This is a genomic window from Kitasatospora sp. NPDC001660 (assembly GCF_053596725.1).
The window spans coordinates 148,270-172,591 of the sequence record NZ_JBSFGU010000014.1; the positions used below are offsets into that span (position 1 = coordinate 148,270).

Sequence of the window (24,322 nt, forward strand, 5' to 3'; positions counted from 1 at the left end):
CACATCGGTCCCGTCGGGCCGACCCCACTGATCCCCATCGCGCCACCCGAGCCCGCCACCCGCCGTTCACCCGGCCGGGTGGTTTGACAATCGTTTCCACTAAAGATGAGAATGATTGTCATGATGATCGGACCGCTCGGACGACGCACTCGCACCTCCATAGCCCTGGCCGCCACCGCGATCGCCGCCTCGCTCACGCTCACCGCGTGCGGCGGCAGCAGCAGCGCCAAGGACGCGGCCGGCAAGCTGAACGTCGTCGCGTCCTTCTACCCGATGGAGTTCCTCGCCCAGCAGATCGGCAAGGAGCACGTCGCGGTCACCGACCTCACCGCCCCCGGCGTCGAGCCGCACGACCTGGAGCTCACCGCCAAGCAGGTCGCGAGCGTCCAGAAGGCCGACGCGATCCTCTACCTCAAGGGCCTGCAGCCCACCGTCGACCAGGCCGTCGGCCAGTCCTCCGCCAAGGCCAGGATCGACGCCACCGCAGCCAGCCCGCTGGTCGACCACCACCTCGACGAGGACGCCTCCGCGGGCGACGGCCACCAGCACGACGGCCCGGCCGGCGACCCGCACATCTGGCTCGACCCGGCCCGCTACGCGGCGATCGCCAAGAGCGTCGGCGACTCGTTCGCCAAGGCCGACCCGGCCCACGCGGACGACTACCGGAAGAACACCGACGACCTCGTGAACCGCCTCGGCGCCCTGGACAAGGAGTTCCAGACCGGGCTGCAGGGCGCGAAGACCAAGACCTTCGTCACCAGCCACGCCGCCTTCGGCTACCTCGCCGACCACTACGGCCTCACCCAGGTCGCCATCAACGGCGTCGACCCGGAGTCCGAGCCCACCCCGGCCCGCCTCGCCGAGGTGCAGAAGGCCGCCAGGGACAACGGCGTCACCACGATCTTCTTCGAGACCCTGGTCAGCCCCAAGCTCGCCGACACCGTCGCCAAGGACCTCGGCCTCAGGACCGCCGTCCTGGACCCGCTGGAGGGCGTCAAGGACCCTTCCAAGGACGACTACCTGAGCGTCATGCGGCAGAACCTGGCCAACCTCCAGGCCGCCCTGGGCGCCCCGGCCGCCGCCACCCCGACCCCCGTGCCCACCGCCAGCTGACGGGAGCCCGATGAACCACCCGATACCCCCGGCCGTCCGCCTCAGCGGCGCCGTCGCCTCGCGCGGCGGCCGGCCGGTGCTGCGCGGGATCGACCTCACGGTCGAGCCCGGCGAGGTCGTCGCCCTGCTCGGCGCGAACGGCTCCGGCAAGTCGACCACCGTCAAGACCGTGATCGGCTCCGTGCCCCTGGAGCAGGGCGCGCTGGAGCTGTTCGGCATCCCGTTCGCCAAGTTCCGCGCCTGGCACCGGATCGGGTACGTCCCGCAGCGCACCACCGCCGCCTCCGGCGTCCCGGCGACGGTGCGCGAGGTCGTCTCCACCGGACGGCTCCCGCAGCACCGCCTGCTGCCGCTGCGCCGCAGGGACCGGCAGGCGGTGGACCGCACGCTCGCCGCCGTCGGCATGCTCGACCGGGCCAAGGACGGCGTCGCCGACCTGTCCGGCGGCCAGCAGCAGCGCGTGCTCATCGCCCGCGCCCTGGTCGGCACCCCCGACCTGCTGATCATGGACGAGCCGATGGCCGGCGTCGACGCCGCCAGCCAGCAGGTGCTCGCCGACACCCTCCGCGCCGAGGTCCACCGCGGCGCGTCCGTGCTCCTCGTGCTGCACGAACTCGGGCCGCTGGAGCCGCTGATCGACCGCGCCGTGGTGCTGCGCGACGGCTGCGTCGCGCACGACGGCCCGCCCGTCCCGGGCACCGGCCTGCACGCGCTGCCCGGCCACGACCACGTCCACCCGCACGCCGACCACACCCCGCCGAGGCTGCTGGCATGACCGAGATGCTCTCCTACGACTTCATGCAGCGCGCCCTGCTCGCCGCCGTCCTGGTCGGGATCACCGCCCCCGCCGTCGGCATCTACCTGGTACAGCGCCGCCAGGCCCTGATGGGCGACGGCATGGGCCACGTCGCGATGACCGGCGTCGGCCTCGGCTTCATCTTCCAGACCAGCCCGGTCTGGATGGCCGTCCTGGTCTGCGTGCTCGGCGCCGTCACCATGGAGCTCGTCCGCTCGCGCGGCAACCAGCGCGGCGACATCGCCCTCGCGATGCTCTTCTACGGCGGCATGGCCTGCGGCAAGCTGCTCGTCTCGCTCTCCGCCCAGGCCGGGGCCGGCTCGCTGGAGAGCTACCTGTGGGGCTCGATCCTCACCGTCGCCCCCGCGGACCTCACCGCCATCGCGGTGCTCGGCGCGGTGGTCATCGCCGTCACCGTCGGCCTGCGCCGCCAGCTCTTCGCGATCTGCCAGGACGAGGACTTCGCCCGCGTCACCGGCCTGCCGGTGCGCACGCTCAACCTGCTGCTCGCGGTCATGGCCGCGGTCACCGTCACCGTCGCCATGCGGGTGGTCGGCCTGCTGCTCGTCAGCGCCCTGATGGTGGTTCCCGTGGTGGCCGCCCAGCAGCTCACCCGCTCGTTCGCCGCCACCCAGGCGGCCTCGATCGCGCTCGGCGTGGTCGTCTCGCTGGCCGGCGTCACCGGCTCGTACCACCTCAACGTGCCCTCCGGCCCGGCCATCGTGCTGCTCGCCATCGCGGTCTTCGCGGTGTTCAGCGTGATCGCCGCGCCGCTGGCCCGACGGCGCCACCGGGCGGGCGCCGACCCCGGGCCGCGCGAGTGCGACGTCCAACTGCCCGACCGGGGTTCTTCGAACACCTCTGACGCGGGCACGCCGGAGCGGCGGGCGGGGCTGGCACAATGAGGTGCGAGACGCCCACCACCCCAGGAGGACCCACGGTGACCACCGCAGGCCCGTCGCCGCGCGCCCGATCGACCCGGCAGCGTGCCGCCGTCTCGGCGGCCCTGGACGAGATCGAGGACTTCCGCAGCGCGCAGGAGCTCCACGACATGCTCAAGCACCGCGGAGACTCCGTCGGACTGACCACGGTGTACCGCACCCTCCAGTCCCTCGCCGACGCGGGCGAGGTCGACGTCCTGCGCACCGCCGACGGCGAGGCGGTGTACCGGCGGTGCAGCAGCGGGCACCACCACCACCTGGTCTGCCGGCACTGCGGCGCGACCGTCGAGGTCGAGGGCCCGGCGGTGGAGCGGTGGGCCAACTCCGTCGCCGCGGAGCACGGGTTCAGCGACATCGCGCACACCCTGGAGATCTTCGGCACCTGCGCGGAGTGTGCCAAGAAGGCCTGACGTGACGACATGACGGCGAAGGGCCCGTGGGATCGATCCCACGGGCCCTTCGCCGTCAGCCGGGACGCCTCAGCGCTGCGCGGGGACCCCCGGCGCGGCCACCTCGTTCGGGATCGCCCCGCCGAAGCGGCGGTCGCGCATCGCGTACTGCTCGCAGGCGCGCCACAGGTCGCGGCGGTCGAAGTCCGGCCAGAGCACGTCCTGGAACACGAACTCGGCGTAAGCGGACTGCCAGAGCAGGAAGTTGGAGGTGCGCTGCTCGCCGCTGGGGCGCAGGAACAGGTCCACGTCCGGCATGTCCGGGTGGTAGAGGTACTTGGCGATGGTCTTCTCGTTGACCTTCTTCGGGTCGAGCCTGCCGGCCGCCACGTCGGCCGCGATCGCCTGCGCCGCGTCCGCCAGTTCGGCCCGGCCACCGTAGTTGACGCACATGTAGAGCGTGACGGCGTCGTTGCCCTTGGTCTGCTCCTCGGCGACCTTGAGCTCCTGGACGACGCTCTTCCACAGCTTGGGCATCCGGCCGGCCCAGCGCACCCGCACGCCCATCGCGTCCATCTCGTCCCGGCGGCGGTGGATGACGTCCCGGTTGAAGTTCATCAGGAACTTCACCTCGTCGGGCGAGCGCTTCCAGTTCTCGGTGGAGAACGCGTACAGCGAGATGTTCTTCACGCCGAGCTCGATCGCACCCCTGAGCACGTCCAGCACGACCGCCTCGCCGACCTTGTGGCCCTCGGTGCGCGGCAGCCCGCGCTCCTTGGCCCAGCGGCCGTTGCCGTCCATCACGATCGCGACGTGGTTGGGCACCAGCTCGCCGGGGATCTTCGGGGGCCGGGCGCCGCTGGGGTGCGGGGTCGGAGGGAGGTACTCCCTGTGCTTGCCGCCGCCGAAGAGCCGTCGCGCTGCCATGTGCTCACTTCTCCACGTATCTCATCGAGCGGATGCCCCGCTCCAGGTGCCACTGCAGATAGGCCGCGACCAGGCCGCTGCCCTCCCGCCAGTACCGCGGCTCGCAGGAATCGGCCGTCTGCCAGTCCCCTGACAGCAGCGCCCCGAGCAGTACCAGTGTCTCAGGGGAGGGTACGGCACATCCGGGCACTCGGCAGTCCGCGCAGAGGACGCCGCCCGCCGGGAGCGAGAAGAAACGGTTCGGCCCCTCCAGCCCGCACTTGGCGCAGTCGGTGAAGCTCGCGCCGTACCCGTTCACCGCGAGCGAGCGGAGCAGGAAGGCGTCCAGCACCAGGTGCGACTCGTGCAGCCCGGCCGCGAGGGTGCGCAGACCACCCACGAGCAGCAGGTACTGCTGGACGGCAGGCTCGCCCTCGTTCTCGGCGAAGCGCTCGGCCGTCTCCAGCATCGCCGTCCCGGCGGTGTACCGGCCGTAGTCGGTGACGATCGGACCGCCGTACGGCGCGATCGTCTCGACCTGGGTGCACAGCGGCAACCCGCGGCCGACCAGCTCGCTCCCCCGGCTGAAGAACTGCACGTCCACGTGCGAGAACGGCTCCAGGCGGGCGCCGAACTTGGACTTGGTCTTGCGCACCCCGCGCGCCACCGCGCGCACCTTGCCGTGCTGGCGGGTCAGCAGGGTGATGATCCGGTCGGCCTCGCCGAGCTTCTGCGCGCGCAGCACCACGCCGTCGTCCCGGAACAAACTCATGCCCACCATTGTCGCCCACTCGGGTGCGGCCGCGTGCCCGTGCCCAAGCCGTGTGCCCGCACCCAGGCCGTGGGGGAGGACCTGTGCGGTGCGGGTCACGGCGGGCCCGGAGGGGGCACCTCCCAGCCGCCGGGCTGAGGGCGAGACGGGCCCGTTTGTGGGGGATGGTGGTGGCTCCGGGAACTCGACGGAGTCGCGGCACGGTCTAGTACGGCGCCCTGGTGGCCGCCTCCAGCAGCGCCGAGACCCGGGTCTGGGGCAGGTCCAGGCAGCGCCCGACCGCGGCCAGTGCCTCCCGCTCCTGCGGCAGGTAGCGCCCGTCGGCGAGCGCGATCGCCGCGCCCTGGAGCAGCAGCCGCTCACGGCCCTGGTGGGCCAGGTGGGGGGCGAGCGGTTCGAGCACCGCGTGCAGTTCCACCGCGAGGCCGCCGACCTCCCCCAGCCTCCGGCTGGGAGGTGTCCCCAGTTCGTGCGCGTCGTAGAGTTCGCCGCCGAGCCCGGACAGGGCGGCGAGCGCGGCCAGCACCTGGGCCTCGCCGCAGTCCTCGAACCCGGCCTCGCGCACCGCCGCGCAGGCGGCCTCGCGAGCCGCGCGGTGAGCGGTGCCGCCGGCCGCGAGCAGGGCCAGCGCGATCGTGTACTGGGCGTCCCGCAGCATCCCGCCGAGCCGGACGCAGGTGGGCTGTTCGAGGCTCTCCACCCCGTACCGGCCGTCGCAGCTGGTGCACTGCACGCTGCCGATCACCGGCCCCAGCGGGAGCACCGGGGTGCCCAGCAGCCGCAGCCACCGCCGGCCGTGCTGCCGACGGTAGTTGCGGTCCCCGCCGCAGCCCGGACAGAAGAAGTCACCGAGAACGTCAGTGCGCCACCTCGGGCGAACACCCCACAACCTGGTCACGGCGCCACTCCCCAGACATGGCAGGCGGCCTGCACAACTATGGGCAGGTCACGCGACCGGACACCGAGGCCGTCCCACCGACCCGGCTTTCCGGTGGATCGATGTTGCCATGGTTGAAGGCACGTGTCAGTACCTCGAACGGCTTCCGGGGCGAAAAAATGTGGCCCAGGACACAGTCGGGGCGGGCAACGGCGAGGGCCGCCCCGCAGGACGGCCCCCGACGCATACCACTCGTACGAACTACCCGCGCCGCGCCCGGTTGACGGCGCTGGTCATCGCCTTCAGCGACGCCAGCACGGTGTTGCCGTCGACGCCCACGCCCCACAGCACCTTGCCGTCCACCGCGCACTCCACGTACGCGGCGGCCTGGGCGTCGCCGCCCTCGCTCAGCGCGTGCTCGGAGTAGTCCAGGACGCGCACGTCCACGTCGATCCGGCCCAGCGCGTCGGCGAACGCGGAGACCGGGCCGTTGCCCACACCGGTCAGGGTGACCGGCACGCCGTCCACCAGCGCGCCCGCGATCAGCGCGTCCCGGCCGTCCTCGGTGGTCAGGGTCCGCGAACCGCTCAGCGAGATCCGACCCCACGGGTTGTCCGCCGTCGGCAGGTACTCGTCCTCGAAGACCCGCCAGATCTCGGCCGGGGTGACCTCGCCGCCCTCGGCGTCGGTCTTGGCCTGGATGATCCGGGAGAACTCGATCTGCATGCGGCGCGGCAGGTCCAGCTTGTGGTCGTTCTTCAGGACGTACGCCACGCCGCCCTTGCCGGACTGGCTGTTGACCCGGATGACCGCCTCGTAGGTGCGGCCGACGTCCTTCGGGTCGATCGGCAGGTACGGCACGCCCCAGGTGTACTCCTCCACCGGTACGCCCGCCGCCTTCGCGTCAGCCTCCAGGACGTCGAAGCCCTTCTTGATGGCGTCCTGGTGGGAGCCCGAGAAGGAGGTGTAGACCAGGTCGCCGGCGTACGGATGGCGCGGGTGCACCTCCATCTGGTTGCAGTACTCGGCGGTGCGGCGCACCTCGTCGATGTCGGAGAAGTCGATCTGGGGGTCGATGCCCTGCGAGAACAGGTTCATGCCCAGGGTCACCAGGTCGACGTTGCCGGTCCGCTCGCCCTGGCCGAACAGGCAGCCCTCGATGCGGTCCGCACCGGCCATGTAGGCCAGTTCGGCGGAGGCGACGGCGGTGCCGCGGTCGTTGTGCGGGTGCACCGACAGGCAGACGAACTCACGGCGCGACAGGTTGCGCGACATCCACTCGAACTGGTCGGCCTGGACGTTCGGCGTGGCCCGCTCGATGGTGGCCGGCAGGTTCAGGATGATCTCGCGGCCCTCGCCGGGCTGCCAGACGTCCATGACCGCCTCGCAGACCTCCAGCGCGAAGTCCAGCTCGGTGTCGACGAAGATCTCCGGCGAGTACTGGTAGCCGAAGACGGTGTCCTCGCCCAGCAGCTTCTCCGCGTACTCCATCACCAGCCGGGTGCCCTCGGTGGCGATCGCCCTGGTGGCCGCCCTGTCGTTGCGGAACACCACCCGGCGGAACAGCGGCGCCGTCGCGTTGTACAGGTGGACGGTCGCGCGCGGGGCACCGACCAGCGACTCCACCGTCTTCTCGATCAGCTCCTCGCGGGCCTGCGTCAGCACCGAGATGGTGACGTCCTCGGGGATCGCCCCCTCCTCGATCAGCGACCGCACGAAGGCGTGGTCGGTGGCCCCGGAGGACGGGAATCCGACCTCGATCTCCTTGTAGCCCATCGCGACCAGCAGGTCGAACATCTTGCGCTTGCGGGCCGGCGACATCGGGTCGATCAGCGCCTGGTTGCCGTCCCGCAGGTCGGTGGAGAGCCAGCGCGGCGCCTTGGTGATCACCTTGCTCGGCCAGGTGCGGTCGGGCAGGTCGACCGTGCCGAACGGCAGGTAGCGCCCGTACCGCATGCCGGACGGCCGCTGGCGCACGCTCGCGGCGGTGATCGGGGTGGGGCGGTCGACGAACGCCTGGCCGGCGGGGATGGACGCGGCGGAGGTCTGCTCGGTCATGGAAGTGACTCTCGGCTTCCTGTGGATGCGGGGCTGGTCGGTTCCCGTGAAAACGAGGTACACACCGACTGGCCGGCCTGCTGCCGCTCACGATCCGCCGTTGGACCGCCGGATGACGCGCACAGCTCGATCCCCGCGGCGAGGGAGCCGGCCCCAGTGGACTACAGGCCCTCGACGCGGCAGCTAAGAAGAAGCAGCCCGTTGCGCATGATGACGCCCAGCGTAACCGAGGGTCGCGCGCCCCCGAAGTGATCCGGGCAACCTTCCCACTCCTTGAGACGGCAGCACCGGCGCCCGCGCTTGCGTCCGCGCCGGTGACAATTGGTCATCGAAGCCTCACTCTGGGCTACATGACTGCTGCGCCGCCGTTCTGCGCCATCGTCCCGCCGCACATCCTGGACCGCCTCGCCGAGGCCGGTCACGAGCCCGCCGTCCGCTCCCTCCTCCTCGACGCCGCCCACCGCTCGACCCGCCTCACCGCTTCCCCGCCGGCCCCGAGCGCCACCGGGGTCAACCGGGTGATCGCCGACACCGGCCACAGCGAGCGACTGCCCGGCCGGACCGTCCGCACCGAGGGCCAGGGCCCGGTCGCCGACCGGTCCGTCAACCACGCTTACGACGGCCTCGGCGCCACCTTCGCGCTGTACGCCGACGCCTTCGGCCGCCACTCCATCGACGACCAGGGGCTGCGGCTGGACGCGACGGTGCACTACGGCCAGGACTACGACAACGCGTTCTGGAACGGCCGGCGGATGGTCTTCGGCGACGGCGACGGCGAGATCTTCGGCGACTTCACCGCCTGCGTCGACGTCATCGGCCACGAACTCACCCACGGCGTCACCCAGTTCACGGCCGGCCTGGAGTACCAGGACCAGCCCGGGGCGCTCAACGAGTCGGTCTCCGACGTCTTCGGCTCACTGGTCAAGCAGTACGCGCTGCGCCAGGGCGCGGCCGACGCCGACTGGCTGATCGGCGCCGGGCTGCTCGCCCCCGGCGTGCAGGGCGTCGCGCTGCGCTCGATGAAGGCGCCCGGCACGGCGTACGACGACCCGCGCCTCGGCAAGGACCCGCAGCCCGCGCACATGCGGGACTACGTGCAGACCTCCGAGGACAACGGCGGCGTGCACATCAACTCCGGCATCCCCAACCACGCGTTCTACCTGCTGGCCACCGCGCTCGGCGGCTCGGCCTGGGCGTGCGCGGGGCGGATCTGGTACGACGCGCTGACCGGCCGGCGGCTGCCCCCCGACGCCGACTTCACCGCCTTCGCCCGGGCCACCGTGGCCGCCGCCAAGGCCCGCTACCCCGACCAGGGATCGATCGCGGACACCGTGACGACCTCCTGGGCGCGGGTCGGGGTGAGCCCCGGGTGAGGTCGGCTCCCATCGGGCGCAAGCCCCGGCTGACGCCAACCCGGGCCCGGGGCCCGGGGGCCGGGCTTCCGGCACCGGCTGAGGCTCGGTTGAGGCCCGGTTGAGCCGGGCTTGAGGTCACGGTCCGGGAAAAGCCCGGCAAAACCCATCCCTACGTAGCACCATGGACACCATGCGCATCCAGGTGACCCGGACCGGCGGCCTCGCGGGAATCGTCCGCCGCGCGGAGCTCGACACCACCGAACGTACGGACGCCCCGCACGTCCACGCGCTCGCCCGCGAGGCCGTCGCGGGCGGGCTGCGCGCCCCGTCGTACGGGGTGCCGGACGGCTTCCACTACGAGATCACCGTCGACGGCCGGACGGTCCACTGCGCCGACCCGAAGCTCACCGACTCGCAGCGCGAGCTGGTGTCGCTGGTGCTGCGCGAGGGCGCGTAACCACCCGCCCTCGCGCGGCACTCGGCCCTGGGGTCCGTCAGAAGCCCAGCTTGCGCAGCTGCTTCGGGTCGCGCTGCCAGTCCTTGGCCACCTTGACGTGCAGGTCGAGGAAGACCGGCGTGCCGAGCAGCGCCTCGATGTGCTTGCGCGCCGTCGTGCCGACGTGCTTGAGCCGCGCGCCCTTGGCGCCGATCACGATCGCCTTCTGGCTCTGCCGCTCGATGTAGACGTTCGCGTGGATGTCCAGCAGCGGACGGTCCGCCGGGCGGCCCTCGCGCGGCAGCATCTCCTCGACCACGACGGCCAGCGAGTGCGGCAGCTCGTCCCGGACGCCCTCCAGGGCGGCCTCGCGGATCAGCTCGGCGACCATGATCTGCTCGGGCTCGTCGGTGAGGTCGCCGTCCGGGTACAGCGGCATGCCCTCCGGCAGCAGCTTGGTGATCAGGTCGGCGACGAGATCCACCTGCTTGTCACCGACCGCCGAGACCGGGATGATCTCGGCCCACTCGATGCCCAGCTCGACGCCGAGCTGATGGACGGCGATCAGCTGCTCGGCCAGCCGCTTGGAGTCCACCAGGTCGGTCTTGGTGACGATGGCGACCTTGGGGGTCTTCTTGATCTCGGCGAGCTCCTTGGCGATGAACCGGTCGCCGGGGCCGAGCTTCTGGTCGGCGGGCAGGCAGAAGCCGATCACGTCGACCTCGGCCCAGGTGGTGCGGACCAGGTCGTTGAGGCGCTCGCCGAGCAGGGTGCGGGGCTTGTGCAGACCGGGGGTGTCCACCAGGACGAGCTGGGCGTCCGGGCGGTGGACGATGCCGCGCACGGTGTGCCGGGTGGTCTGCGGGCGGTCGGAGGTGATCGCGACCTTCGTCCCCACCAGGGCGTTGGTCAGGGTCGACTTGCCCGCGTTGGGCCGGCCGACGAAGCACGCGAATCCGGATCGGTACGGGGAGGAAGGGGCATTCATGCGGTCCATTCTCCCTGATCACCGGGAGCGGGCCGACCCGGCCGCGCGGTCAGCCCTTCGAGCCGCCGCCGCGCGAGGTCAGCGCGGCGACGATCAGCAGCAGGAGGAAGGCGAGCGAGCCCCCGAGCCACCAGGGCGAGCCGGTCTCCTGCCACTTGCCCATCCCCATCACGAACAGCAGCAGCCCGGCGAAGAACGCCATCGCCCCCATGTCCCCAGCCCCCTCACCGAAACCCCTCCGGTGAGATTATCCGCTTAACACGGGGACCTTCCGCCGGGCCACCGACGCGTGGAGAGCGCGCGAAACGGCCCTCAGGAGGCCTTGACCGCCACCCGCAGCGCCCCGTCCGGACCGGCCAGCAGCAGCGGCGTCCCGGCCCCGCCGAGGTCCCGGACGGCCGCCAGATCGGCCTCGGCCGGCTGCTCCGCCTCGCTCACCACGGCTGCGGCCTCCAGCGACTTCGCACCGCTGGCCACCGCCATCGCGACCGCCGTCTGCAGCGCGCTCAGCCGCAGCGACTCCAGCGCGACCGTCCCCGCCACGTACGTCCGCCCGGTCTCGTCACGCACCGCGGCCCCCTCGGGAACGCCGTTGCGGGCGCGGGCCGAGCGGGCCAGGGTGATGATCTTCTTGTCTTCGGGGTCGAGCTCGACGATGTCACTCATGCGCCGAGCATAGGCCTCCCCTCGCCGGGACTCAGTGGCCGACCGGGTGGGTCGGCCCCGGGTTCGGGTTGAGGATCTTGACGAAGGTCTTCGGACCGGACGGCAGCCCCGCCTCGCGCGAGATGCGCCTGCGCCAGAACGGGTTGTCGTGCGGCAGGTGACTGCTGACCCGTCCGTACATCCCGAACGTCGTCACGACGATCCCGAAGACGAACGCGAACAGCACGTTCGTCATCCGGAAGTTGAGGATGTTCGCCTCCGGCCGGCCGAGCACCGCCAGCCCGTAGAAGCCGGACAGGACGAACAGCACGCCGACCACCATGTTCAGGTTGGACGCGAAGTTCCCGCCGATCACCGCCCCCAGCACCAGGATCGCGCCCACCACGACGGACAGGATGCTCAGCGCCCCGTTGGTCGACAGCCCGCTGATCCGGTCACCGTGCGTCGCGAGGAAGCCCGGGTGGTCGGCCAGCCCGAAGCCCCCGAACACGATCAGGAAGATCCCCCCGAGCCCCGCCCCGATCCGCCACACCGTGGCGAGCTTCGAGTCGACGGGCAGTTCGTCATGCAGCTTCATGGCGACCTCCACCATGGGTCGGCCGGGTGAAACCCGGCCTAGCTGTAGGGATGGCTCCCCTGCATGTGCGGGACCTCGTGCATGTAGAGCGAGCCGCACTGCTGGCAGCAGCGCAGTCCGGTGCCCCACTCCTGCTCGGGCCGCGTCTCGGCGTCGTCGGCCATCGTGCGGCCGCAGAGCGCCACCGCGAGGTCGCCGTCCCGCACCACGTGCCAGACCTTGACCCCACCGGCCGCTCCCTGCGGGCCGTACTCGGCGCGAAGTTGATGCGTCATGCCAACATGGTCGCTCCGCGGCCGCCCGCCCGCTACTCGCGCTACTCGCCGTGCTCGGAATCCGGCCCCCCGGTCTTGCGGACCGGGGTGGCCACCATCGAGCCGATGCGGTTGCGGCGGCCGGCGGAGGACTCGGCGGTCAGCAGGATGCCGGTCAGGCCGGTGTCGGTGGGCTCGGGCAGCGGGATCTCGCAGGCCGAGCCGGGGATCGGCACGCGGCCGAGGTGCTTGGCGAGCAGGCCGCCGACGGTCTCGACGTCCTCGTCCTCCAGCTCGATGCCGAACAGGTCGCCCAGGTCCTCGACCAGGAGACGGGCGGTGATCCGGTACGAGCCGTCGCCGAGGTCCTCCACCGGCGCGATCTCCCGGTCGTACTCGTCGGTGATCTCGCCGACGATCTCCTCCAGGATGTCCTCGATGGTGACCAGGCCGGCCGTGCCGCCGTACTCGTCGATCACGATCGCCACGTGCGAGCGGCGCTGCTGCATCTCGCGCAGCAGGTCGCCGGCCGGCTTGGAGTCCGGGACGAAGACGGCCGGGCGCATCACCGCGCCGACCTCCTCCGACTCGGCCTCCCGGTTGATGTGGGTGCGCCGGACGAGGTCCTTGAGGTAGACGATGCCGACCACGTCGTCCTCGTTGTCGCCGACCACCGGGATGCGCGAGAAGCCCGAGCGCAGCGCCAGCGTCAGCGCCTGCCGGACGGTCTTGTGCCGCTCGATCATCACCAGATCGGTGCGCGGCACCATCACCTCGCGGACGATGGTGTCGCCCAGCTCGAACACCGAGTGCACCATGCGGCGCTCCTCGTCCTCGATCAGGTCGTCCTTCTCGGCCAGGTCGACCAGGGCGCGCAGTTCCGCCTCGGAGGCGAACGGCCCCTCGCGGTAGCCCTTGCCCGGGGTCAGCGCGTTGCCGAGCAGGATCAGCAGCCGCGGGATCGGGCCGAGCACGGCGGCCAGCGGCAGCAGCACGAAGGAGGCCGCGGTCGCCGTGGTCAGCGGGTGCTGGCGCCCGATCGTGCGCGGTGAGACGCCCACCGCGACGAACGACACCAGCACCATCACACCGAACGCCAGCAGCACGGCCTGCCAGGTCGGGGCCACGTTGCGCACGCACACCACGGTGACCAGGACGGCCGCCGCCATCTCGCTGGCCACCCGGATCAGGGTGGCCAGGTTGAGGTAGCGGATCGGGTCGGAGGCGACGGTCAGCAGCCGCGCCGCGCCGCGCCGCCCGGAGCGGACGGCCTCCTCGGCCCGGAACCGGGAGACCCGGGAGATGCCCGCCTCGGCGCACGCGGCCAGCCAGCCGAGGACGACGAGCAGCACGACGCCGAGGATGAAGCTCGTACTCTCACCACTCACAGGGGTTCGGGCTCCGCGCTCAGTGGGTGGTGGGGGCCGGCGAGATGCCGCCGAGCCCGCGACCGGCCCGCCAGTCGTCGAGGATCCGCTTCTGGAGGGCGAACATCTCTTCCTCCTCCTCGGGCTCCTCGTGGTCGTAGCCGAGCACGTGCAGCACGCCGTGGACGGTGAGCAGCTGGAGCTCCTCGTCCATCGAGTGCTTGGACGGGGCCGCCTTGCCCTGCTGCTCGGCGACCTCGGGGCAGAGCACGATGTCGCCGAGCAGGCCCTGCGGCAGCTCCTCGCCCTCCTTGCCGGGGCGCAGCTCGTCCATCGGGAAGGACATCACGTCGGTGGGTCCGGGGAGGTCCATCCACTGGATGTGCAGCTCCTCCATCGCCGCACCGTCCACCAGGATCACGGACAGTTCGGACTGCGGGTGGATCCGCATCTTCTCCAGGGCGAAGCGGGCGACGTCGAGGATTGCTTCCTCGTCGGCGTCCCAGCCGGACTCATTGGCGATGTCGATCGACATGACGGGCTGCTTACTCAGCTTTCGGTGCGATGGGACTGGCGGGGTGCGCGGGGTGCGCGGGGCGCCGTGGTCTTGCCGGGGCGCCGCTGGGCGGGCTTGCGGGCGGCCGGGCCGTTCTCCTCGGCCTCCTGCCGGGCGTCCCAGCGTTCGTACGCGTCCACGATCCGGCCGACCAGCTTGTGGCGGACCACGTCGGTGCTGGTGAGGACGGAGAAGTGGATGTCGGGAACGTCGGCCAGGATCTCCTGGACGACCTTGAGGCCGCTGCGGGTGCCGCCCGGGAGGTCGATCTGGCTGGTGTCGCCGGTGACCACCACGCGGGAGTTGAAACCGAGGCGGGTGAGGAACATCTTCATCTGCTCGGGCGAGGTGTTCTGGGCCTCGTCCAGGATGATGAAGGCGTCGTTGAGGGTGCGGCCGCGCATGTAGGCGAGCGGGGCGACCTCGATGGTGCCGGCCGCCATCAGGCGCGGGATGGAGTCCGGGTCCATCATGTCGTGCAGGGCGTCGTACAGCGGGCGCAGGTACGGGTCGATCTTCTCGTAGAGGGTGCCGGGCAGGAAGCCCAGCCGCTCCCCCGCCTCGACGGCCGGGCGGGTCAGGATGATCCGGTTGACCTCCTTGGCCTGGAGGGCCTGGACGGCCTTGGCCATCGCGAGGTAGGTCTTGCCGGTGCCGGCCGGGCCGAGGCCGAAGACGATCGTGTGCTTGTCGATCGCGTCGACGTAGCGCTGCTGGTTGAGGGTCTTGGGGCGGATCGTGCGGCCCCGGTTGGACAGGATGTTCGCGGTGAACACCTGGGACGGCGCCGGGCTGTCCGGGTTCTCCTCCTGGCTGCGGAGCATGGCGATGGAACGCTCCACGGCGTCCTCCGTGAGGGGCTGGCCGGTGCGCAGCACCAGCATCATCTCGTTGAAGAGCTTCTGCACGAGGGCGACCTCGGCGCGCGCCCCGGTGGCGGTCACCTCGTTGCCGCGGACGTGGATGTCGGCGGCGGGGAAGCCCTTCTCGATCACACGCAGCAGCGAGTCCGCCGTGCCGAGCAGGGTGACCATCGGATGCTTCTCGGGGATGACGATCCGGGCGCTGACGCGGCCGTCGTCGGCCGTTTCGGGGCGCGACTGTCCGTTGGTACGGGTCTGCGATGTGTCACTCATAGGTCGGCGCTGGGCCTGCCTCATCCCATCCGTGGTGTCGTGTGCCGCTCGGTGTCTCCGGGGCACCAGCGTACGCCGCGAGCGTGATCGCCGCGGCGGGCGGCGGGGCCGCACCCGACGATGCTGCGGCAGATCGGCGGACGGCGCGAGCCCTTTTCGGCGCGCCCTGGCGCGCCCGGGTGCGCTCGGGTGCGCTCGGGGCGCGCTCAGGGCTGCCGCCGCGGCGGGACCGGCACCCGGGCGAGGTCGGCGGCGAGCACCAGCTCGCCGTCGAAGTGCTTGCGGGCGTCGGCCAGGTGCTGGCCGAGGTCGGGGTAGCGCTGGGAGAAGTGGGTCAGCACCAGGGTGCGCACACCGGCCTCGGCGGCGGCCTTGGCGGCCTGCCCGGCGGTGAGGTGGCCGTGGTCCTCGGCGAGGTGGGCGTCGGCGTCGGTGAAGGTGGACTCGACGACCAGCAGGTCGGCGCCCTCGGCCAGTTCGTGGACGCCGTCGCAGAGCCGGGTGTCCATCACGAACGCGAACCGCTGCCCCGGCCGGGGCTCGCTGACCTCGTCCAGGGTGACCCGCCGGCCGGCCGCCTCGATCGCGCCCTCGTGCTGCAGCCGGCCGACCGCCGGGCCGAAGACGCCGAGGGCGGCGAGCCGTTCGGGCACCAGCCGGCGGCCGTCCGGCTCGGACAGCCGGTAGCCGAAGGACTCCACCGGGTGCGAGAGGCGGACGGCGTCCAGCGCGAAGCGCGCGCCGGGCGCGGGCAGCGGGCCGGGCTCGTCGATCGGGCGCGGGCGCAGCACCGCCGTCTCGTGGTAGGCGGTGGCGTGCCGCAGTCGCTCGAAGTAGACCTCGCCGGAGGCCGGGAAGTAGACGTCGACCGGGTGCGGGACGCGGTCCAGGTTGATCCGCTGGATCACCCCGGCGAGGCCCAGGCAGTGGTCGCCGTGGAAGTGGGTCACGGCGATCCGGGTGATCTGGGTGGCCGAGACCCCGGCGTGCAGCATCTGCCGCTGGGTGCCCTCGCCGGGGTCGAACAGCAGGCCCTCGCCGTCCCAGCGCAGGAGGTAGCCGTTGTGGTTGCGGTGCCGGGTGGGCACCTGGCTGGCGGTGCCGAGGACGACGAGTTCGCGCTGCGACACGTGGTCAGACCATGCGCTCGGTCATCGGCATGCCGCCGAGCACGTGCACGTGCGCGTGGAAGATGGTCTGTCCCGCACCGGCACCGGTGTTGAAGATCAGACGGTAGTCCCGGATGCCCTCGTCCTCGGCCACCAGGCCCGCCTCGGCGAGGAGTTCACCCGCGATCTCCGGCTCGGCGGCGGCCAGCGCGGCGGCGTTCGGGTAGTGGACGTGCGGGATGACGAGGACGTGCACCGGCGCCTTCGGGGCGATGTCGCGGAAGGCGAGGACGCGCTCGGTCTTGCGCACCACCGTCGCCGGGATCTCGCCCGCCGCGATCTTGCAGAACAGGCAGTCGGGCTGCGGCTCGCCGGCCATCGGGTTCTCCTCGGGTTCTCGTGCGGGTTCTCGTGCGGGGGCTCGTACGGCGGCAGCCTAGCCGAGCCGCCCGGTGGCCTGCTCGTACTCCCGCAGGTGCTTCCAGCGGACGATCCGCACGCCGACGATGTCCCCTTCGCCCTCGAACTCCTCGCTGAGCCAGCTGACCAGCAGGACGACGAAGCCGAGCAGCCAACGCCGGGTGAGCCGCCAGGTGTTGGGGTGCATGACGCGCTTGCGGCGGATCACCCGCAGCGCCATGACGCCCTTGCCGACGCTGAAGCCGGTGAGGCGGGCGAGCAGCACCTGGTTGACGAAGGAGAGGACGAGACCGGTGGCCACCAGTGCCACGATCCACGGCACGGCGGCCGGTGCGCCGTGCTTGCCCGGGTTGCCGGCCTTGTCGGCGACGGCGAGGGCCGGACCGACGGCGACCAGGAAGTCGATCAGGATGGCGGGGAAGCGCCGGTAGTTGCTGGTCTCCGGCGGCGCGGGCGCCGCGGTGGCGGCGTCGAACGCCTGCCCGTGGGCGGCGTACGGCTGCGCGGGGTACGGCTGCGCGGGGTACGGCTGCGCGGGGTACGGCTGTTGGGCCGACTGCTGCTGGTACGGCTGGGGCGGCGGCACCGGCTGCCCGTGCGGCGGGTACGGGTTCTGCCCGTACTGCTGCGGCTGCTGGTACTGCTGCGGCTGGGACGGCTGTTGCGGCTGCTGGTACTGCGGCTGCTGCTGCGCGTACGGACTCGGCGGGTACCCCTGCGCCGGGTACGCCTGTGGCGGCGACTGCGGCTGTGCGTATGGGTTCTGGCCGTACTGCTGCGGCGGCGGATAGCCCTGTGCCATGTGCTCCCCCGTAGAGCTGTCGATCAAGATCAGCCCCGCATCCTACTCACCGCCCGGAGCAGGAAGTCCGCCCGCCCGACTTCCTGCTCCGGACCCGCACCGGCTACTCCCAGGGCAGCGGCGGCGCCGTCCGGGCCGGGGTCTCGGCGAGCGCGGCCAGCGCGATCCGGACGCCGGCGGCCAGCTGCGGGTCCTCGCCCGCGGCCCACTGGTGCGGCGCGATCGGCACCTCGACGTCCGGGTCGACGCCGTGGTTCTCCACGCCCCAGCCGTAGTTCTCCAGCCAGAACGAGTACTTGGGCTGGGTGACCAGGGTGCCGTCGACCAGCCGGTAGCGGCTGTCGATGCCGATCACCCCGCCCCAGGTCCGGGTGCCGACCACCGGGCCGAGCTTCAGCGCCTGGATCGCGGCGTTGACGATGTCGCCGTCCGAGCCGGAGTACTCGTTGGCGAGCGCGACGACCGGCCCGCGCGGGGCGTCGCCGGGGTAGGGCACCGGGCTGGCGATGTCACGGGCGACGTCCCAGCCGACGATCCGGCGGGCCAGCTTCTCGATCACCAGCTGGGAGGTGTGGCCGCCCCGGTTCTCCCGGATGTCGACGATCACGCCCTCCTTGGCCATCTCCGAGCGCAGGTCGCGGTGGAGCTGCGCCCAGCCGGCGCTCTGCATGTCCGGGATGTGCAGGTAGCCGAGCCGCCCGCCGGACAGTTCGCGGGTCTCGGCCCGGCGCCCGGCCACCCAGTCGTGGTAGCGCAGCGGCTCCTCGTCGGCGAGCGGGACGACCACCGGGTGGCGCTGGCCGGTGCTGTCCTTGCCGGCCACGGTGAGCTCGACGGGCTGCCCGGCGGTGCCGGCCAGCAGCGGCGCCGGGCCGGTGACCGGGTCCACCGGGCGGCCGTTGACGGCGAGGACCGCATCCCCGGGGCGGATCGCGGCGCCGGGCGCGGCCAGCGGCGAGCGGGCCCGCGGGTCGGAGGACTCGCCGGGCAGGATCCGGGCGATCCGCCAGAGGTCCCCGTCCTTGACCAGGTCGGCACCGAGCAGGCCCTGCCGCCGCGCGGGCTCGGTGTGCAGGCCGTACGGCATGACGTAGGCGTGCGAGGTGCCGAGTTCGCCGTGCACCTCCCACAGCAGGTCGACCAGGTCGTCGTGCGAGCCGACCCGCTCGACCAGCGGACGGTAGCGCTCCAGGACGCCGGCCCAGTCGACGCCGGAGAGGTCCGGGCGCCAGAAGTTGTCGCGCATCAGCCGGCCGTTCTCGGCGTACATCTGGCGCCACTCGGCGGCCGGGTCGACCGTCACCCGCAGCCGGGCGAGGTCGACGGCCGTCTCGTCGTCCTCGCCGCCCGCCTTGTGGTCGGCGGGGACGATCCGCAGCTCGCCCTCGTCCAGGACCGCCAGCCGGGTGCCGTCCCCGCTGACCGCGAACCCGTCGAGGCCGTGCACGAGTTGCTCGACGCGGCGCTTGCGCAGGTCGAACCGCTCCAGCGTGGCCCGGGGCCGCTCCTCCTCCAACGAGGCCGCCTCGTCGCCGAGTTCACCGAGCAGCGGGACACGCGTCCACAGCACGCCGTCCTTGCCGGCCCTGAGCGTGCCGAACCGGCCGCCTTCCACCGGGAACGGGACGATCCGGTCGGCGATGCCGTCCAGGTCGACCCTGGTGACCGGCGGGGCGTCGGCGCCACCCTCCTCGCCCTCCGCCTTCTTGCCGCGCGGCTCCTCGTCCTCCCCGCCGAGCGGCCGCCCCGCCCGCTGCGGGCCGAACGGGGACGGCGTCTCGGCGGCCAGCGTGATCAGGTACGGGCGGCAGCCGTTCGGGAACGACAGGTCGAAGACGTGCGAGTCGTACACCGGGTCGAAGTTGCGGACCGACAGGAACGCCAGGTAGCGGCCGTCCGCGGTGAAGGCCGGCGAGGTGTCGACGAAGCGCTGCTGGGTGAGCTCGCTGACCGTCCGGGTGGCCAGGTTCGCCAGCACGATCTGGCGCAGCGACCACGCGCCGGTGCCCGGCACCGGGCGCGACCAGGCCAGCCACGCCGAGTCCGGGCTGAACGCGAGGCCGCTCACCTCGCCGTCGGTGCTGCGGGCCAGCTCGTGCACGGCGCCGTCGGCGAGCGTCACCAGCAGCACCCGGCCGTCGTGCACGCCGAGCGCCGCCTGCTTGCCGTCCGGGGAGACCACCAGCGAGTTGACCCGGCCGAGTCGCCCGGCGGCCAGCCGGCGGCGCTCGGCGCCGTGCACGGCGGGGGCGAACTCCAGCCCGTCCTCGCCCTCGGCGTCCGACACCCACAGCACGCCCTGCGCGCCGTCCTCGCCCGGCACCACGCGGGCCAGCCGGCCGCGCACGCCCGGCGTCTCGTCCAGCGCCCGGGCCGGGCCCTCACGGTGGGTCAGCCAGTGCACGCCGCCGCGCACCACGACGGCGCTGGCCCGGCCGGTGCGGTCCGGGGCGACGCCCTCCAGCCAGTGCGCGGCGGGCACCGGGCGCGGGCGGCGGCCGGTGCGCGGCCCGGCCAGCCGGACGTCCAGGCGACGCGGCTCGGCGCCCTCGGCCAGGCTCTCCAGCAGCCACAGGTCACCGGCCCGGTGCCAGACCACCCGGGTGCCGTCGGTGGCGGCGTTGCGGGCGTAGAAGCCCTCCGGGGAGGTGGTGTGGCGGCGCAGGCCGGTGCCGTCCGGGAGGCTGGAGTACAGCTCGCCGACGCCCTCGTGGTCGGACAGGAACGCGATCCTCGACCCCTCGGGACCGCCCGCCCACAGCGGCGAGGAGAGCTGCCCGTCCAGGTCCTCGTGGATCCGGACGAACTCGTTCCGGCCGATCCACAACTTGCCCGCCCGGCCGCCCCGGTAGCGCTTCCACCAGGCCGGCTCGCGGTTGTTGACGGTGCCCAGCAGCACGCGGTCCCCGTCCGGTTCGAAGGCCAGCCCGCCGACCGGCCCGTACGGCAGCCGCACCGGCTCGCCGCCGTCCAGCGGCACCGCGTGCGCCCAGGTGCGGCGCAAGGTGGCCTGCCCGGCGGTGGTGGTGGCGATCGGGCGGCCGTCGGCGGTCCACCCCTGCAGCTGGGTCTGGTCGCTGCCCCAGTGGGTCAGCCGCCGCGAGGGGCCGCCGTCCACCGGCACGACGTGCACCTCGGGCGCGCCGTCCCGGGCCGAGGTGTAGGCGATGTGCCGCCCGTCCGGGGAGAACCGCGGGTGGTGGACCGGCAGGTGATCGGCGGTCAGCCGCCAGGCCCGGCCCCCGTCCAGCGGGGCGAGCCAGACGTCGTTCTCGGCGACGAAGGTGACCAGGTCACCGTGCAGATGAGGGTGGCGCAGATACGCGCCCGCAGAGGAGCTGAGGGGTTCCGTCACGCGGCCAGCGTAAGCACGTGTGCGGACGAGGCGCGCCTCTTTTACCCGACTCCACCCGGCCGGAGACCGGACGGGCACCGGGTGGGTACCGGACGGGTACCGGGTGGGGCCGGTCAGGCCCAGCGCCCCGTGCGCCCCAGCAGCAGCGCCCCGGCGGCCACGCCGGCCGTCGAGGTGCGCAGCACCGACGGGCCCAGCCGGTGCGGCTTCGCACCGGCCTCGGCGAAGGCGGCCAGCTCCTCCGGGGAGACGCCGCCCTCGGGGCCGACCACCAGGACGATGTCCCCGGCGGCCGGCAGCGCGGCCGTGGCCAGCGGCTCGGCGCCCTCCTCGTGCAGCACCGCGGCGAACGCGGCCCCGGCCAGGACGGGGGCCAGCCGGCGGGTGCTCATCGGCTCGCGCACCTCGGGGAAGCGCAGCCGGCGGGACTGCTTGCCCGCCTCGCGGGCGGTGGCCCGCCACTTGGCGAGCGCCTTGGCGCCGCGGTCGCCCTTCCACTGGGTGATGCAGCGCGAGGCGGCCCACGGGATCACGACGTCCACGCCGACCTCGGTCATGGTCTCCACGGCCAGCTCGCCGCGGTCGCCCTTGGGCAGCGCCTGGACGACGACGATCCGCGGCGCCGGCTCCGGCTCGCGGCGCACGGCGGCGACCGTCACGTCGATCGCGTCCTTGCCGAGCACCTCGGCGACCGTCCCGTCCACCCCGAGCCCGAGCCCGTCGGCCAGGGTGACGGCCTCGCCCGCCGTCAGCCGCTTCACCGCCGCGGCGTGCCGCCCCTCCGGCCCGTCCAGGCGCACCACGGCCCCGGGCGCGGCGGCGGCGAGCCGCCCGGTCTCGACGACGAACACGGGGGCGGTCATGAGCGGAGCCTTTCCGGGGTGGGGCCTGCGGCCCGAGGGGGGAAACACGAAAGAGGTGCCGAGGCGAGGACCCCGGCACCCCTCCATGGACGGCTAGCGGCCGTTGAACGCGTCCTTCAGGCGCGAGAACAGGCCCTGCTGGCCCGGCGCGAACTGGCCGGACGGGCGCTCCTCGCCGCGCAGCACCGCGAGCCGGCGCAGCAGCTCCTCCTGCTCGGCGTCGAGCTTGGTGGGCGTCTGCACCTCGACGTGCACTATCAGGTCGCCCCGGCCGCCCCCGCGCAGGTGGGTGATGCCTCGGCCGTGCAGCGGGATCGACTGGCCGGACTGGGTGCCGGGCCGGATGTCGACCTCCTCCAGCCCGTCCAGGGTCTGCAGCGGCACCTGGGTGCCGAGCGCGGCGGCCGTCATCGGGATGGTGACGGTGCAGTGCAGGTCGTCCCCGCGCCGCTGGAAGACGCTGTGCGTGGTCTCGGCGATCTCGACGTACAGGTCGCCGGCCGGGCCTCCGCCGGGGCCGACCTCGCCCTCGCCGGCCAGCTGGATCCGGGTGCCGTTGTCGACACCGGCCGGGATCTTGACGGTCAGGGTGCGGCGGGCACGGACCCGGCCGTCGCCGGCGCACTCCGGGCACGGGGTCGGCACGACGGTGCCGAAGCCCTGGCACTGCGGGCAGGGGCGGGAGGTCATGACCTGGCCCAGGAAGGACCGGGTGACCTGGGAGACCTCGCCCTTGCCGCGGCACATGTCACAGGTCTGCGCGGAGGTGCCGGGCGCGGCGCCCTCCCCGCTGCAGGTGGTGCAGGTGACCGCCGTGTCGACCTGGAGTTCCTTGGTGGTGCCGAACGCGGCCTCCTCCAGGCTGATCTCCAGCCGGATCATGGCGTCCTGGCCGCGGCGGGTGCGCGAGCGCGGGCCGCGCTGGCCGGCCGCGGCGCCGAAGAAGGCGTCCATGATGTCGGAGAAGCCGAAACCGGCCGCGCCGGCGCCGAAGCCGCCCGCGCCACCGCCGCCGCCCGGGGAGAGCGGGTCGCCGCCGAGGTCGTACACCTGTCGCTTCTGCGGGTCGGAGAGCACCTCGTAGGCGGCGTTGATCTCCTTGAACCGCTCCTGCGTCTTCGGGTCCGGGTTGACGTCCGGGTGCAGTTCGCGTGCCAGGCGCCGGAACGCCTTCTTGATCTCGTCCTGCCCCGCATCCCGTCGGACGCCGAGTACCGCGTAGTAGTCCGTGGCCACCTAATGCTCCGCTTGTTCCGCCTGTAGTAGTGCTGCGACTGGACGCCACCGTCGGATGTCCAACGGCGGCTGCCTTGCTAGGACTCGGCCAGGATCTGCCCCACGTACCGCGCCACCGCTCGCACCGCCCCCATTGTGCCCGGGTAGTCCATCCGGGTCGGACCGATCACACCCAGTTTGGCCACGCTCTCGTCGCCCGAACCGTAGCCGACCGACACCACCGAGGTGGAATTCAGCCCCTCGTAGGCGATTTCCCGGCCGATCCGGACCGTCATCGCCGCGTCCGTGGTCTCACCCAGGAGGCGGAGCAGGACGACCTGTTCCTCCAGCGCCTCCAGCACCGGCTGGATGGTGAGCGGGAAGTCGTGGCCGAAGCGGGTCAGGTTGGCCGTGCCGGCCAGCATGATCCGCTCCTCGTTCTGCTCGGCGAGCGTGTCGAACAGCGTCGCGAGGACCGTGCTGACGGTCGCCCGGTCGACCTGTTCGAACATCGCGGGCAGCTCCTCCAGCGCCGCCGGTACGTCCGGCAGGCGCTGGCCGACCGCCCGCGTGTTGATCCGGGCCCGCAGGTCCGACAGGACGGTCTCGCCGACGGTGCCCGGGCAGTCCACCGTCCGCTGCTCGACCCGGCCGGTGTTGGTGATCAGGACCAGCATCACCTTGGTCGGGGCGAGCGCGACCAGTTCGATGTGCCGCACGGTCGAACGGCTCAGCAAGGGGTACTGCACCACGGCGACCTGCCGGGTGAGCTGGGCGAGCAGCCGCACGGTGCGCATGACGACGTCGTCCAGGTCGACCGCGCCCTCCAGGAAGTGCCGGATCGCGCGACGCTCGGGCGCGCTCATCGGCTTGACCTCGGCGAGCCTGTCGACGAACAGGCGGTACCCCTTGTCGGTGGGGATGCGCCCGGCGCTGGTGTGCGGCTGGTGGATGTACCCGTCCTCCTCCAGCGCCGCCATGTCGTTGCGGACGGTGGCCGGGGACACCCCGAGGTTGTGCCGCTCCACCAGGGCCTTCGAGCCGACCGGCTCCTCGGTGCCCACGTAGTCCTGGACGATCGCACGGAGCACGGCGAGCTTGCGGTCGTCCAGCTGGCGGACCTCACCGGCCATGGGGCACGTACCTCCGTCTTCGCACGTTGTCCGTTGTGACGCATCGCGATGTTGCAGGCCCTGGAAGGCCCCGGCTTTGGCACTCTGAACGCACGAGTGCCAGAACCGTACCTGCCAGTGTACGGCCCGGGTCCGACGGCAGGAACGGCACGGCGGGAGTGATCCTGCCCGCAGTTCCCGGCGCGGGGGTGGTGCCCCGCGGCCGTCCGGGTGGCAGCATCGATAGCGGACGGCGAAC

Annotated in this window: 25 protein-coding genes; 6 read left to right on the forward strand and 19 right to left on the reverse strand. The window is 72.5% G+C overall.

The window, feature by feature from the left end; genetic code table 11:
* Positions 1-120 precede the first annotated feature (120 nt).
* From ACWCXH_RS17995 to ACWCXH_RS18010, 4 genes are read left to right on the forward strand one after another with little or no spacing between them, the layout of a single operon-like run.
* Positions 121-1,113: a metal ABC transporter substrate-binding protein gene (locus ACWCXH_RS17995; protein WP_449802383.1), complete on the forward strand. Its 993-nt coding sequence runs from the start codon at positions 121-123 to the stop codon at positions 1,111-1,113.
* Positions 1,114-1,123: 10 nt separating this feature from the next.
* On the forward strand, positions 1,124-1,888 hold the full coding sequence (locus ACWCXH_RS18000) for a metal ABC transporter ATP-binding protein (protein WP_449802384.1): 765 nt from the start codon (positions 1,124-1,126) through the stop codon (positions 1,886-1,888).
* A complete protein-coding gene (locus ACWCXH_RS18005; protein ID WP_449802385.1) occupies positions 1,885-2,814 on the forward strand; it encodes a metal ABC transporter permease in 930 nt (309 codons plus the stop codon). The genes ACWCXH_RS18000 and ACWCXH_RS18005 overlap by 4 nt, the downstream gene beginning before the upstream one ends.
* Before the next feature lie 35 nt (positions 2,815-2,849).
* Positions 2,850-3,260: a Fur family transcriptional regulator gene (locus tag ACWCXH_RS18010; protein WP_329487566.1), complete on the forward strand. Its 411-nt coding sequence runs from the start codon at positions 2,850-2,852 to the stop codon at positions 3,258-3,260.
* A 69-nt stretch (positions 3,261-3,329) separates the two neighbouring features.
* On the opposite strand, the gene ACWCXH_RS18015 is transcribed toward ACWCXH_RS18010, so the two are convergent.
* The 4 genes from ACWCXH_RS18015 to leuA form a co-directional block, all read right to left on the reverse strand.
* Positions 3,330-4,166, reverse strand: a complete 837-nt coding sequence (locus ACWCXH_RS18015; RefSeq protein ID WP_449802386.1) for an isoprenyl transferase — start codon at positions 4,164-4,166, stop codon at positions 3,330-3,332.
* A gap of 4 nt (positions 4,167-4,170) precedes the next feature.
* Positions 4,171-4,917, reverse strand: a complete 747-nt coding sequence (recO, locus tag ACWCXH_RS18020) for a DNA repair protein RecO (protein WP_449802387.1) — start codon at positions 4,915-4,917, stop codon at positions 4,171-4,173.
* Between the two features lie 205 nt (positions 4,918-5,122).
* Entirely contained in the window at positions 5,123-5,815 is a 693-nt protein-coding gene (locus tag ACWCXH_RS18025) for a TerB family tellurite resistance protein (protein ID WP_449802388.1), read from the reverse strand.
* A 240-nt stretch (positions 5,816-6,055) separates the two neighbouring features.
* Positions 6,056-7,852, reverse strand: coding sequence for a 2-isopropylmalate synthase (gene leuA, locus ACWCXH_RS18030; RefSeq protein ID WP_449802389.1), 1,797 nt, complete (start codon positions 7,850-7,852; stop codon positions 6,056-6,058).
* A gap of 350 nt (positions 7,853-8,202) precedes the next feature.
* On the opposite strand from leuA, the gene ACWCXH_RS18035 reads away from it, so the two are divergent.
* Together ACWCXH_RS18035 and ACWCXH_RS18040 are read left to right on the forward strand one after the other, a co-directional pair.
* On the forward strand, positions 8,203-9,225 hold the full coding sequence (locus ACWCXH_RS18035) for a M4 family metallopeptidase (RefSeq protein ID WP_449802390.1): 1,023 nt from the start codon (positions 8,203-8,205) through the stop codon (positions 9,223-9,225).
* A 172-nt stretch (positions 9,226-9,397) separates the two neighbouring features.
* Positions 9,398-9,664, forward strand: coding sequence for a protealysin inhibitor emfourin (locus tag ACWCXH_RS18040; RefSeq protein WP_218197854.1), 267 nt, complete (start codon positions 9,398-9,400; stop codon positions 9,662-9,664).
* A gap of 37 nt (positions 9,665-9,701) precedes the next feature.
* On the opposite strand, the gene era is transcribed toward ACWCXH_RS18040, so the two are convergent.
* The 15 genes from era to hrcA form a co-directional block, all read right to left on the reverse strand.
* The gene (gene era / locus ACWCXH_RS18045) at positions 9,702-10,631 is read right to left on the reverse strand and encodes a GTPase Era (protein ID WP_449802391.1); all 930 of its coding nucleotides are present in this window, start codon (positions 10,629-10,631) and stop codon (positions 9,702-9,704) included.
* Between the two features lie 49 nt (positions 10,632-10,680).
* Entirely contained in the window at positions 10,681-10,842 is a 162-nt protein-coding gene (locus ACWCXH_RS18050; protein WP_449802392.1) for a hypothetical protein, read from the reverse strand.
* Between the two features lie 101 nt (positions 10,843-10,943).
* Positions 10,944-11,297: a cytidine deaminase gene (locus ACWCXH_RS18055; protein WP_329931100.1), complete on the reverse strand. Its 354-nt coding sequence runs from the start codon at positions 11,295-11,297 to the stop codon at positions 10,944-10,946.
* Positions 11,298-11,328: 31 nt separating this feature from the next.
* A complete protein-coding gene (locus ACWCXH_RS18060) occupies positions 11,329-11,874 on the reverse strand; it encodes a DUF4383 domain-containing protein (RefSeq protein ID WP_449802393.1) in 546 nt (181 codons plus the stop codon).
* 38 nt (positions 11,875-11,912) lie between these two features.
* Positions 11,913-12,149 (reverse strand): hypothetical protein, encoded by a 237-nt coding sequence (locus ACWCXH_RS18065; protein ID WP_449802394.1) that lies wholly within the window; start codon positions 12,147-12,149, stop codon positions 11,913-11,915.
* 41 nt (positions 12,150-12,190) lie between these two features.
* The gene (locus ACWCXH_RS18070; RefSeq protein WP_449802395.1) at positions 12,191-13,516 is read right to left on the reverse strand and encodes a hemolysin family protein; all 1,326 of its coding nucleotides are present in this window, start codon (positions 13,514-13,516) and stop codon (positions 12,191-12,193) included.
* Between the two features lie 19 nt (positions 13,517-13,535).
* Positions 13,536-14,030: an rRNA maturation RNase YbeY gene (gene ybeY, locus ACWCXH_RS18075; protein ID WP_363649003.1), complete on the reverse strand. Its 495-nt coding sequence runs from the start codon at positions 14,028-14,030 to the stop codon at positions 13,536-13,538.
* 14 nt (positions 14,031-14,044) lie between these two features.
* On the reverse strand, positions 14,045-15,085 hold the full coding sequence (locus ACWCXH_RS18080; protein ID WP_449802421.1) for a PhoH family protein: 1,041 nt from the start codon (positions 15,083-15,085) through the stop codon (positions 14,045-14,047).
* A gap of 308 nt (positions 15,086-15,393) precedes the next feature.
* Positions 15,394-16,317, reverse strand: a complete 924-nt coding sequence (locus tag ACWCXH_RS18085; RefSeq protein WP_449802396.1) for a ribonuclease Z — start codon at positions 16,315-16,317, stop codon at positions 15,394-15,396.
* 4 nt (positions 16,318-16,321) lie between these two features.
* Positions 16,322-16,675 (reverse strand): histidine triad nucleotide-binding protein, encoded by a 354-nt coding sequence (locus ACWCXH_RS18090; protein WP_449802397.1) that lies wholly within the window; start codon positions 16,673-16,675, stop codon positions 16,322-16,324.
* A gap of 57 nt (positions 16,676-16,732) precedes the next feature.
* A complete protein-coding gene (locus ACWCXH_RS18095) occupies positions 16,733-17,518 on the reverse strand; it encodes an RDD family protein (RefSeq protein ID WP_449802398.1) in 786 nt (261 codons plus the stop codon).
* Between the two features lie 103 nt (positions 17,519-17,621).
* The gene (locus ACWCXH_RS18100) at positions 17,622-20,873 is read right to left on the reverse strand and encodes a S41 family peptidase (RefSeq protein ID WP_449802399.1); all 3,252 of its coding nucleotides are present in this window, start codon (positions 20,871-20,873) and stop codon (positions 17,622-17,624) included.
* Between the two features lie 113 nt (positions 20,874-20,986).
* Positions 20,987-21,736 carry a 16S rRNA (uracil(1498)-N(3))-methyltransferase gene (locus ACWCXH_RS18105; RefSeq protein WP_449802400.1) on the reverse strand — a complete coding sequence of 250 codons (750 nt, stop codon included), beginning with the start codon at positions 21,734-21,736 and terminating at the stop codon, positions 20,987-20,989.
* A gap of 93 nt (positions 21,737-21,829) precedes the next feature.
* On the reverse strand, positions 21,830-22,972 hold the full coding sequence (dnaJ, locus tag ACWCXH_RS18110; RefSeq protein ID WP_449802401.1) for a molecular chaperone DnaJ: 1,143 nt from the start codon (positions 22,970-22,972) through the stop codon (positions 21,830-21,832).
* Between the two features lie 77 nt (positions 22,973-23,049).
* On the reverse strand, positions 23,050-24,084 hold the full coding sequence (gene hrcA / locus ACWCXH_RS18115) for a heat-inducible transcriptional repressor HrcA (RefSeq protein ID WP_449802402.1): 1,035 nt from the start codon (positions 24,082-24,084) through the stop codon (positions 23,050-23,052).
* Positions 24,085-24,322: the final 238 nt, after the last annotated feature.

Bases quoted from the DNA above. Each gene is read 5' to 3' on its own strand.
- ACWCXH_RS17995 (WP_449802383.1), top strand. From the start codon at position 121: ATGATGATCGGACCGCTCGGACGACGCACTCGCACCTCCATAGCCCTG.
- ACWCXH_RS18000 (WP_449802384.1), top strand. From the start codon at position 1,124: ATGAACCACCCGATACCCCCGGCCGTCCGCCTCAGCGGCGCCGTCGCC.
- ACWCXH_RS18005 (WP_449802385.1), top strand. From the start codon at position 1,885: ATGACCGAGATGCTCTCCTACGACTTCATGCAGCGCGCCCTGCTCGCC.
- ACWCXH_RS18015 (WP_449802386.1), bottom strand. From the start codon at position 4,166: ATGGCAGCGCGACGGCTCTTCGGCGGCGGCAAGCACAGGGAGTACCTC.
- recO (WP_449802387.1), bottom strand. From the start codon at position 4,917: ATGAGTTTGTTCCGGGACGACGGCGTGGTGCTGCGCGCGCAGAAGCTC.
- leuA (WP_449802389.1), bottom strand. From the start codon at position 7,852: ATGACCGAGCAGACCTCCGCCGCGTCCATCCCCGCCGGCCAGGCGTTC.
- ACWCXH_RS18035 (WP_449802390.1), top strand. From the start codon at position 8,203: ATGACTGCTGCGCCGCCGTTCTGCGCCATCGTCCCGCCGCACATCCTG.
- ACWCXH_RS18040 (WP_218197854.1), top strand. From the start codon at position 9,398: ATGCGCATCCAGGTGACCCGGACCGGCGGCCTCGCGGGAATCGTCCGC.
- era (WP_449802391.1), bottom strand. From the start codon at position 10,631: ATGAATGCCCCTTCCTCCCCGTACCGATCCGGATTCGCGTGCTTCGTC.
- ACWCXH_RS18050 (WP_449802392.1), bottom strand. From the start codon at position 10,842: ATGGGGGCGATGGCGTTCTTCGCCGGGCTGCTGCTGTTCGTGATGGGG.
- ACWCXH_RS18055 (WP_329931100.1), bottom strand. From the start codon at position 11,297: ATGAGTGACATCGTCGAGCTCGACCCCGAAGACAAGAAGATCATCACC.
- ACWCXH_RS18060 (WP_449802393.1), bottom strand. From the start codon at position 11,874: ATGAAGCTGCATGACGAACTGCCCGTCGACTCGAAGCTCGCCACGGTG.
- ACWCXH_RS18065 (WP_449802394.1), bottom strand. From the start codon at position 12,149: ATGACGCATCAACTTCGCGCCGAGTACGGCCCGCAGGGAGCGGCCGGT.
- ybeY (WP_363649003.1), bottom strand. From the start codon at position 14,030: ATGTCGATCGACATCGCCAATGAGTCCGGCTGGGACGCCGACGAGGAA.
- ACWCXH_RS18080 (WP_449802421.1), bottom strand. From the start codon at position 15,085: ATGGTCACCCTGCTCGGCACGGCGGACTCGCTGCTGCGTGTGATCGAG.
- ACWCXH_RS18090 (WP_449802397.1), bottom strand. From the start codon at position 16,675: ATGGCCGGCGAGCCGCAGCCCGACTGCCTGTTCTGCAAGATCGCGGCG.
- ACWCXH_RS18095 (WP_449802398.1), bottom strand. From the start codon at position 17,518: ATGGCACAGGGCTATCCGCCGCCGCAGCAGTACGGCCAGAACCCATAC.
- ACWCXH_RS18105 (WP_449802400.1), bottom strand. From the start codon at position 21,736: ATGACCGCCCCCGTGTTCGTCGTCGAGACCGGGCGGCTCGCCGCCGCC.
- hrcA (WP_449802402.1), bottom strand. From the start codon at position 24,084: ATGGCCGGTGAGGTCCGCCAGCTGGACGACCGCAAGCTCGCCGTGCTC.